This is a genomic window from Bradyrhizobium sp. UFLA05-89, from assembly GCF_059803475.1.
The window spans coordinates 1-9,287 of sequence record NZ_JBANBA010000192.1 but is presented as its reverse complement, the minus strand read 5'-3'; the positions used below and the strand labels follow the sequence as shown (position 1 = coordinate 9,287).

The following is a 9,287-nucleotide window of genomic DNA, read 5'->3' as shown; positions in this document are numbered from 1 at the left end:
CCTCTGGTCGCGGCCGCGCAAGACCGGCGAGTAATCTACCTCCACCTACGCCCCGCCCGATCTACTCGGGCGGGGCGACATTCTTTTGAGCCGACAGGCGGAAAAGTGAAATGGGAGAATTATGTTGCAGCGAATCGCGACACCGACTTCGCTATTTTGCCTCCGCGATGAGAGACGAGTGTGTCTTCCGGGGGAGCATCTTAGCGTCCATGCTAACAACGAACTCGTGCTGTGGAAGGAAAAGTGGCCGCAGGAGCCGAAGTGCGCGCGACCTATTCCGGTCGGCCTGTTCTCCTGATTTTGGTCAGCTCGTTCGATCGGAACCACGCTGGCTAAGTTGATCCTTAAGCAGCTGCCGGCACCCTGAAGATCTTCAATGCGAAAATCAACGGGGCGAAGGCCAATAAGGCTCCAGTTGGCTCGTGCCATCGCTCCGCTCGACCATGCGCGGTCCTCGCCCTGACCAGGACCGATCGCTGGCGCGATGAAGATGCTGCCGCCACGGACGATGATCACTTCAAAGCTTAATGCTGCGCGCCACGATGTGTCTTGAATATACCACGATACCCAAGATTAAAGCGCAAGCTCACTCACCGGCCACACCATCATATCGCCAGACGCTCGCCGTCGGCCTCGAGCCGCGAACCGCCTTCCTGGTGGCGCACCAGCTCGACGACATGGAGATCCATGCCCAGGTCGATGAGGCGGATATTGGACGCTTTGCCGACTTTATGCCGACCTCTTGCCTCATAGATCGATCGGGTCGAGTCGTGGTTGGAGCCCTGGTTGGCTGAACTCATCAAAATAGATTCAACGAGGTACGCAGGCGTCCGTCAGGCAGCTAGAGGCCGGCATCCCCACCTTCATCGACCTGCGCACAAAAATCCAAAACATTCAAATTGACCCTCGCGAGGCGACGGTAGCGAGAAAATATGGTCACCGAAAAGGGCGACGCTTCCCGACGATGACGGCGAGATCGTGCCGAAAGCCGAGCGCGACAACTAACTTCGCCATGACAAACATGGGTCCGACCAATAGATGGCTAGGATTGTCGACCATTGCCGGCCGCCGGCGCTCGAACACCGAGTGCCCAATGATCAGCGATGCAACGCCGAGCACAATCAGGGCGGCAGTAAGCGACCACATCCCGACGGTCGTCACATGGTTGAGGATCACGGCCGCAGCTCCAAGCAATGCGATCACAGCGCCGAGGATCGCGGCGCCAAGCTCGAAGTCGAGCACGAACCAAAGGATCAGCACAGGCGCGAGGGCGATGGCCGCCACGCTGATGTGGATCCCGAATAGTGTGATGACCCAACGGCTGAGCGGAAGACTGACAGCCAGAAACAAGAACAGGATGCCGAAGACGTGCATCGCGCAATTCCAGGGGGCGCGATGATACTCTACGTAATCCGCGAGCAGCCGATGGAAAGAGGAGTTCATGCCGCACTCGCCTTGCTGGCTGTGTCCGCGGCCACGGCACGATTCATCGTCTGCCAAACCCATCTGCTGGCCCACTGTCAAAAAACGTTTTCGGTGCTTACGCGCAGGAAAGCCTCGCGTCAAATCTACCAAAAACGTCATACTTGATAGATTCGTGTAACTTGTTCTTTCGATGACTTGAATATGTTCGCTGACGAAAACGGCGAAGGCCACAGGCTCGTTTCGTCTTCGCCGGGCAAGACCGAGGAGTAAGCTTGGTGCGCGCGCTCGAGCCGCGCGGAAGCAACACTCTTTGAAGCCGACAGCATGGCACCGGCAACCTCGGCTTTCTCGTTCCGATCCGCGTGGCGGGACGGCCAGAGCTCGTCCGATTGGAACTTAACGAAGCCGCCTCATCTGATCGGACTGCCGGAAACGGACTTAGTCGTGCAGGGCCGTCGGCAAGTCGGCGGCTTGGTGAGAATAGAGGAGGGGTCGTCAAATTCGAAAGTAGCGGAGAGACCCACGTGCCGGCAGGCAGCCAATTCAAGTTCTGGAATTGGCACCGCCGCGGGTGCGCCCGGACGGCGCGGCGAGAGCGGCCTTGTACGGCAGAGTGCCGGCAATCCGGGCCATGAGTTGCCGCAGCCACCGGTGGGCGGCAGAATGATGCGTCCGGGACGTCCAGGTCATGCCGACTTGAAACGGTTCGGGGAAAGGACATGACGTCGCTACGATTGATTTGGCGATGTTCGAAGCGATGCGGCTTGGCACCGTCGAGATCAGATCCGTGCCGGGGAGAATGTGGGTGAGATCTGAGATGCTCGGTACCGTGACTACCCGGTTGAGCGACAGACCGCGTTCATCGAGCTCTCTGAGGTAGCCTGAGCGCCAGGTGCCTCCATAGGTGACGACGGCATGGCTCGCCTTGACATAGTCGTCGACGCGCAGCCTCCTGCCGGCGAGCGGATGGCCGCGGTGCATGACGCACACGTAGTGGTCATCCAGCAGATTGCGATGATAGAGGCTGTCCTCCTGCACCTCATAGGGGCCGAGGAGAAGATCGGCTTCGCCGCGTTTGAGATACGCGATGCCTTTGGCGCGTGCCGGCTTGATCTCCAGCACCAGGCGGGGCGCCTGGCGCCTAATCTCGGCGATTGTACGCGGCAGAATCATCGAGCGTTCGTAATAGTTGCAGGCGATCGTGACCCGCCCGGACGCTCTGGCGGGATCAAAATCGGTCGGCTGCATGAGGCCCTCAAAACCCTCGAGCAGGCGGCTGGCACACTCGACGATCTCGACGCAGCGGGGCGTTGGCGCGATACCGCCGCGCTGGCGCACGAACAGCTTGTCGTGGAACGCCGCGCGTAGCCGGTCCATCGTGTAGCTGATCGTCGATTGGTTCGTACCGAGCACTTCGGCGGCCTTTGAAAACGAACCCAGTTCCGACACCAAGCGCAAGGTACGGATCGCGGCAAAATCAATCGCGAGTGGATCCCAATCCTTTGCCATCTCCTTAAACATCCTCCTCGCGTGGCCCAAGCCGCCATTTCGAAAGAGTAGATAAGGGATATCAACTCTGTCCGATTGTCCGATGGCTATTGCCAATGCAATCTGCTCGAAAATGGGAGTTAAGACGGCAAGCCCGCGACCATCGACTAAATCATGGAGATAGCTGCACCGTGAACGCACCAAAACCCTTTCCGCTCAATGCCTGGTACGCGGCTGCATGGTCCCACGAGATCGCCCGCGAGCTGTCCGCCCGCACCATCTGCGGCAAGAACATCGTGCTCTATCGCCGCACGGACGGCGCCATCGCGGCGCTGGAGGATGCGTGTTGGCACCGGCTGCTGCCGTTGTCGCTCGGACATCTCAAGGGCGACGTCATGTCCGGCTATCACGGCCTGGTCTTCAATTCGGCCGGCCGCTGCTCCTACATGCCTGCACAGAAGACGATCAACCCGTCAGCCTGCGTGCGTGCCTATCCGGTCTCTGAGCGGCATTATGGGCCGATCCGAATTGGACGGCATCTGAACCTCCCACTGCAAAAGATTCGCTTCGATGCATCGATGCGTTCGCTTGAAGCATAAAGACATAAACCTGTCGGGCCATCAGCTTTTTGCGATCGCGCCGATACTCAAAGCTCCCAATCAGGGCGCGACCGGCAAGGCAAATTGAAAGGTCGCGCCCGGCTCATGCTTGCGGACGATCGATAGGCGGCCTCCATGAGCTTCTATGATTGAGCGACAGATCGACAGACCCATTCCAAGGCCAGTTGATTTGGTGGTGAAAAACGGATCTAAGATGCGGACCCTGTCATCCTCAGCGATTCCGACCCCGCAATCACTCACAGAGAGCTGCACGCGGCCGTTATTGTCCTTTGATGATTGAACCACCAGTTCGCGCGTACGGTCGTCAACTGCTTGCATCGCCTCGATTCCGTTCATCACCAGATTGATGATCACCTGTTGCAGCTGAACCCGGTCACCGAGGATCGTGGGAAGTGTTGGCGCCAGCTCAGTTCGCAGGGTCACTTGGTGATTAGCCAGCTCACGTGTCACCAGCGCGATGACCTCGTTCACGACCTCATTGATGTCGAGCGCTACCCTCTCGATATCACCTTTCTTCGCAAGCGTGCGGACCCTGCGGATGACCTCACTTGCCCGCATCGCATCGTCGATGATCCACTCTACTGATCGGCGCGCGCCGGCAACATCCGGAGTTTCGCGGTCTATCCAGCCGAGGCACGCATCGGCGTTGCTGATAATGGCCGCAAGCGGCTGGTTTACCTCGTGGGCGATTGAGGCTGTTAGTTCCCCCAGCGTGGTCACGCGCGTAACATGCGCAAGATCTGCCTGTGCCTTCCGCAGCTCTTGTTCTGCCTGATCTGCGCGAATTTTTGTCGTGATGTCGGTGGCGACGCCACGGTAGCCGCGAAAGTTGCCACTTTCATCAAAAAAAGGCTTGCCGCTGGTCTGGAAGTAAATTGCCGTCCCAGTCGCGCTGATGGTGCGATAGATCAGATCGCGAAATGGGAGATGCGCGCTGAGTGTCGCCTGATGCTGCCGCCACTTCTCCGGTTCTTCTTCAACATCGCACGCAATTTCCCAGCGAGGCAGGCCAATGGCCCCTGTGGCCAAGAGGCCCGTAGCGCTGGTGTGCTCCGATAAGGTGAGCCGGTGGTCTGGCCCGGTCTCCCATAGCCAATCGGAAGCAGTTTCCGCGTAGTCACGGAAACGTTGCTCGCTCTCACGTAGCGCAGCAAGGGTGTTTTCTAACCTTTCCCTGGCTGCGTGTTGCTCAGTGATATCCATATGCGTTCCGATGAGCTCGACGGTCGAGCCATCGCTTCCCAACACGGCGTGCGCAATAGCATGTATGTGCCGTATCGCGCCATCGGGAAGACAGATCCGAAAATCATATTCGAAGTTCCCTGATTTCTGTTCAATCGCCCGACGTTGCACTTCCTGCTGCATCGGCAAATCATCTGGATGAATACGGGAACGGATGGCCTCAAGCGTCACGGGCTCTTCCGGATCGAAGCCAAACAAACGACTGACTTCGACGGAGCGATAAGCAAAACAGCGACGGTGGCAGTCCCAGGACCAAGTGCCTGTGCGACTGAGCTGCTGCGCGTCGGCGAGATAGGCCTCGCTACGGCGCAGTCGCCCTTCCGTCTGCTTCGCTGCCGTGATGTCGATCGCCGCCCCGACAAACTCGACATCGCCAGATGCTGTTCTCGTGGCCCGTGCTAGTGCGTGAATGTGCTTTATTGATCCGTCGGGCATCAGCAGTCGGTATTCGTGCTCGAAGTCCTCGCCTCGCGATGCTCGATCCAACGTCTCCTGGACGGAAGCCTTATCCTCTGGGTGGGTGCGGTCAAGAACGTGTTGCGGTGTCGGTTTGACGTCTGGATCGTATTCGAAAAGCCGGAAAGTCTCCTTCGACCAAAAGACCTCGCCGGCGGCGTTCCAGCCGAAGCTGCCGGTGTGACTCAATTCCTGCGCCTGTGCCAAATGGGCCTCGCTTCGCTGCAGCGCAAGTTCTGTCCGCTTTTGCTCAGTGATATCTTCGCAGGCAATGAGGACGATGAGCTTGTCTTCGGCCCACAGCATGGCTTTGGCGTTTTCGCGTACCCACAGCACCGAGCCGTCCTTTCTGACTTTCCGGATGTCCCAGGTGCGCGATTGGCCGATATCTGCAAGACAACTCCCGATGCATTTGCGAACGACCTCACGATCGTCTTCCGGAAAGACCTTCAGCACGGATAGGCCGACTAGTTCGGCAGGCGTATAGCCGAGTTGAGTCGCGCCGAAAGTATTGACGTTCAGGACCGTCCCCGCCTCATCGACCATGAAGTACATGGCCGGGTTATGCTCAAAGATTGCGCGCCACAGTTTCTCGCGGTTATGCAGATCGGCCGCACTGTGCGGTAGCTTGGCTGCGGCCTCACGCGCAACTTCCCTTTTGCGACGAACTTTTCCTATCAGGTGCGTTCCGACAATTGACGCAGTGAGAAAAGCGACAACCACCAAAAGGTCCTGGGGATTATCGATCCGAAAACTCAACGTGGGCGGCGTAAAAACGTAGGCTAAACCAGCGACGGAGACGATGGAAAGGACCAATGATGCGATGAAGCTGCCCCTCAGCGAAAACAGCAAGATCACCACCAGATAGGCGAACGCCGTGGCTGCGAAAGGGCTGTGAATATACAAGGAAGCTAGCGTCACCGCCCCTAGCGTAATGCTACCGACGATAAACTGCGTGCCTGAACGTTCCAACGTGGTGAGCTGGTTAAACATGCTTGTAGCCGTCCGGCCCTTCTGGCGGAGAGATTAGTGATCAGACAAAAAATACAGCAATTTATTCGACCCGGACAGGCGCTCCTGAGCGCTTTCTACGTCCGCCCCTTAAATAAGCACAGTAGAAAAAGGCGCATTACAAACCTTCGTATATTTCTTTTAAACATTAGATATCGGACGCTCACATAGGAAGTTAACTTCGTCTCATGCTTAGCCATCCTCCTTGAGTAGCGTGCCGCAGCCTTGGGTTGCCGCCCGGTCAATCACAATTTCATCGCTCACTCCGAAATTGGTGCTCGTGCTGGATGCCGGGCGTGGCTATGCAGGCGTGGAACGGCATGATCTCCGGAAGGGGCTGCAGCGGTTTGCGGTGCATGCGGATCGATTATCTTGAAATCGATCGGACCGAAGTTCGTAACGATTTTCTTGGTATTCGCTGTTTCGGCTCACTAGAAACGCCCGCCGTCTTTAGCGATGCAGCAGCGTTATCGAAGCACGATAAGAGGTCTCTGTCGTACCGCTTGCACGATGGCTTCCACTGCGCCGGCAGCGAGCGCCAGCCGCGTCGATAAGAGTATGACTGCGGCAGCCGCAAGCACGAAAGGCGCCTCCGCTTCGGAGATGCATGCCGTACTTCATGGAGCACCGACGCCGCACGGCACTACACACTACGGTGACAGAAACCTTCGCCGTCGCTCGTTTGAGCATCTTGAGAAGAAATATGGCATTGACCCAGCGTTCTACTCGATGACAGTGGCGAACTATCTGGGCCGTTCCGATTATCGACACGCGATTCCGAGCCGGAGTACAGCTACACGTCGGCCTTCTAGCCGAATTCCACATTGATGGCGAGAATTTAGAATAGCAGCGAGGACGACTTTCTCGCTCGTGGTCAATTGAATGATGACGGCGAGGCAGGTTCTCCCGTCCCTGCCACTCCTTTCCAGGCTCGTGCAGGTTCGGCGCCTTTGGCCCTGGCGAGGGCGTTTTGCGCGGCTTGGTGCGAAATCCAGCCGGAAAGGAGACACTCGCATGCCGACGGCCCGGAGATTCAAACTCTGGCATTGGCACTGCCGCGGCTGCGCCTGGACGGCGCGGCGAGAGCGCTCTTGTACGGCAGAGTGCCGGCAATCCGGGCCATAAGTTGCCGCAGCCACCGGTGGGCGGCGGAATAATGCGTCCGGGACGTCCAGGTCATGCCGATCTGAAACGGTTCGGGGAAAGGACATGACGTTGCTATGACGGATGTGGCGATGTTCGAAGCGATGCGGCTTGGCACCGTCGAGATCAGATCTGTGCCGGGGAGAATGTGGGTGAGATCTGAGATGCTCGGTACCGTGACTACCCGGTTGAGCGACAGACCGCGTTCATCGAGCTCTCTGAGGTAGCCTGAGCGCCAGGTGCCTCCATAGGTGACGACGGCATGGCTCGCCTTGACATAGTCGTCGACGCGCAGCCTCCTGCCGCGAGCGGATGGCCGCGGTGCATAACGCACATAGTGGTCATCCAGCAGATGGCGATGATAGAAGCTCTCGTCCTGCACCTCATAGGGGCCAATGAGAAGATCGGCTTCGCCGCGTTTGAGATACGCGATCCCCTTCGCGCGCGCCGTCTTGATTTCCAGCAGCAGGCGCGGCGCCCGGCGTCTGATGTCGGCGATGGTGCGCGGCAGAATGATCGAGCGTTCGTAATAGTTGCAGGCAATCGTGATCTGCCCGGACGCGCTGGCGGGATCAAAATCCGTCGGCTGCATGAGGCCCTCAAAGCCCTCAAGCAGGCGGCTGGCACACTCGACGATCTCGACGCAGCGGGGCGTTGGCGCGATACCGCCGCGCTGGCGCACGAACAGCTTGTCGTGGAACGCCGCGCAGCCGGTCCATCGTATAGCGTCGATTGGTTCGTACCGAGCACTTCGGCGGCCTTCGAAAATGAGCCCAGTTCCGACACCAGTCGCGAAGTACGGATCGCGGCAAAATCAATCGCGAGTGGACCCCAATCCTTTGCCATCTCCTTAAACATCCTCCTCACGTGGCCCAAGCCGCGATATCGAAAGAGTAGATAAGGGATATCAACTCTGTCCGATTGTCCGATAGCTATTGCCAACGCAATCTGCTCGAAAATGGAAGTTAAGACGGCAAGCCCGCGACCATCGACTAAATCATGGAGATAGCTGCACCGTGAACGCACCAAAACCCTTTCCGCTCAATGCCTGGTTCGCGGCTGCATGGTCCCACGAGATCGCCCGCGAACTTTCCGCCCGCACCATCTGCGGCAAGAACATCGTGCTCTATCGCCGCACGGACGGCGCCATCGCGGCGCTGGAGGATGCGTGTTGGCACCGGCTGCTGCCGTTGTCGCTGGGACATCTCAAGGGCGATGACGTCATGTGTGGCTATCACGGGCTGGTCTTCAATTCGGCCGGCCGCTGCTCCTACATGCCTGCACAGAAGACGATCAATCCGTCGGCTTGCGTGCGTGCCTTTCCGGTCGCTGAGCGGCATCGCCTCGTCTGGCTGTGGCCCGGCGATCCAGCGCTGGCGGACCCCGCCAAAATTCCAGATTTTCATTGGAACGACGGCACAGAATGGGTCGGCGACGGCGGCACGTTCTATCAGCTGAAATGCGACTATCGCCTGGTGGTCGACAACCTCATGGACCTCACGCACGAGACCTATGTGCACGCCGGCAGCATCGGGGACGAGGCGATCACGGCTGCGCCCTTCGATGTGACCCACACGGACAACACGGCGACGATGACGCGCTGGATGATCGACATCGAGCCGCCCCCGTTCTGGGGCCGTCAGCTTGCACGGCCAGGCCGCGTCGATCGCTGGCAGATCGTGACGTTCCTGGCTCCGTCGGTCGTCGTTGGCGACGTCGGTGTGGCGCTGACAAATACGGGCGCGCCCCAAGGCGATCGCTCGCAGGGCGTCAGCGGCGCGTTCTTGGCGGCGATCACGCCCGAAACTGAGACGACCTGCCACTATTTCTGGAACTTTGTCCGAAATTATCGAAAAGATAATCCGCAACTGACGAGAGAGCTCCAGCTCGCCCATGTCAACG

The 9,287-nt window shown here is 58.6% G+C and carries 6 protein-coding genes and 1 pseudogene; 2 read left to right on the top strand and 5 right to left on the bottom strand.

Annotated elements, in window-relative coordinates:
• Positions 1–605 precede the first annotated feature (605 nt).
• The 3 genes from SO139_RS44555 to SO139_RS44545 all read right to left on the bottom strand — a co-directional run bounded on the left by SO139_RS44555 (position 606) and on the right by SO139_RS44545 (position 3,114).
• Complete coding sequence (locus SO139_RS44555) at positions 606–800, bottom strand: hypothetical protein (protein ID WP_498542022.1); 195 nt, start codon at positions 798–800, stop codon at positions 606–608.
• A 136-nt stretch (positions 801–936) separates the two neighbouring features.
• Positions 937–1,656, bottom strand: a complete 720-nt coding sequence (locus tag SO139_RS44550) for an Mpo1 family 2-hydroxy fatty acid dioxygenase (protein WP_498542021.1) — start codon at positions 1,654–1,656, stop codon at positions 937–939.
• Between the two features lie 312 nt (positions 1,657–1,968).
• Positions 1,969–3,114 (bottom strand): LysR family transcriptional regulator, encoded by a 1,146-nt coding sequence (locus SO139_RS44545; RefSeq protein ID WP_498542023.1) that lies wholly within the window; start codon positions 3,112–3,114, stop codon positions 1,969–1,971.
• On the opposite strand from SO139_RS44545, the pseudogene SO139_RS44540 reads away from it, so the two are divergent.
• Positions 3,105–3,425, top strand: a pseudogene (locus SO139_RS44540) (Rieske 2Fe-2S domain-containing protein); the annotation flags it as partial. The gene SO139_RS44545 and the pseudogene SO139_RS44540 overlap by 10 nt on opposite strands.
• Before the next feature lie 147 nt (positions 3,426–3,572).
• Here SO139_RS44540 and SO139_RS44535 read toward each other — a convergent pair.
• On the bottom strand, positions 3,573–6,224 hold the full coding sequence (locus SO139_RS44535) for a PAS domain S-box protein (protein WP_498542020.1): 2,652 nt from the start codon (positions 6,222–6,224) through the stop codon (positions 3,573–3,575).
• 1,051 nt (positions 6,225–7,275) lie between these two features.
• On the bottom strand, positions 7,276–8,067 hold the full coding sequence (locus tag SO139_RS44530; protein ID WP_498542019.1) for a LysR substrate-binding domain-containing protein: 792 nt from the start codon (positions 8,065–8,067) through the stop codon (positions 7,276–7,278).
• A gap of 334 nt (positions 8,068–8,401) precedes the next feature.
• Here SO139_RS44530 and SO139_RS44525 point away from each other — a divergent pair.
• On the top strand, positions 8,402–9,287 hold an 886-nt coding region (locus tag SO139_RS44525; RefSeq protein WP_498542018.1), incomplete at its 3' end, for a Rieske 2Fe-2S domain-containing protein.

Excerpts from the sequence above, each read along its gene's own strand:
- SO139_RS44555 (WP_498542022.1), bottom strand. The coding sequence starts at position 800 with ATGAGTTCAGCCAACCAGGGCTCCAACCACGACTCGACCCGATCGATC.
- SO139_RS44535 (WP_498542020.1), bottom strand. The coding sequence starts at position 6,224 with ATGTTTAACCAGCTCACCACGTTGGAACGTTCAGGCACGCAGTTTATC.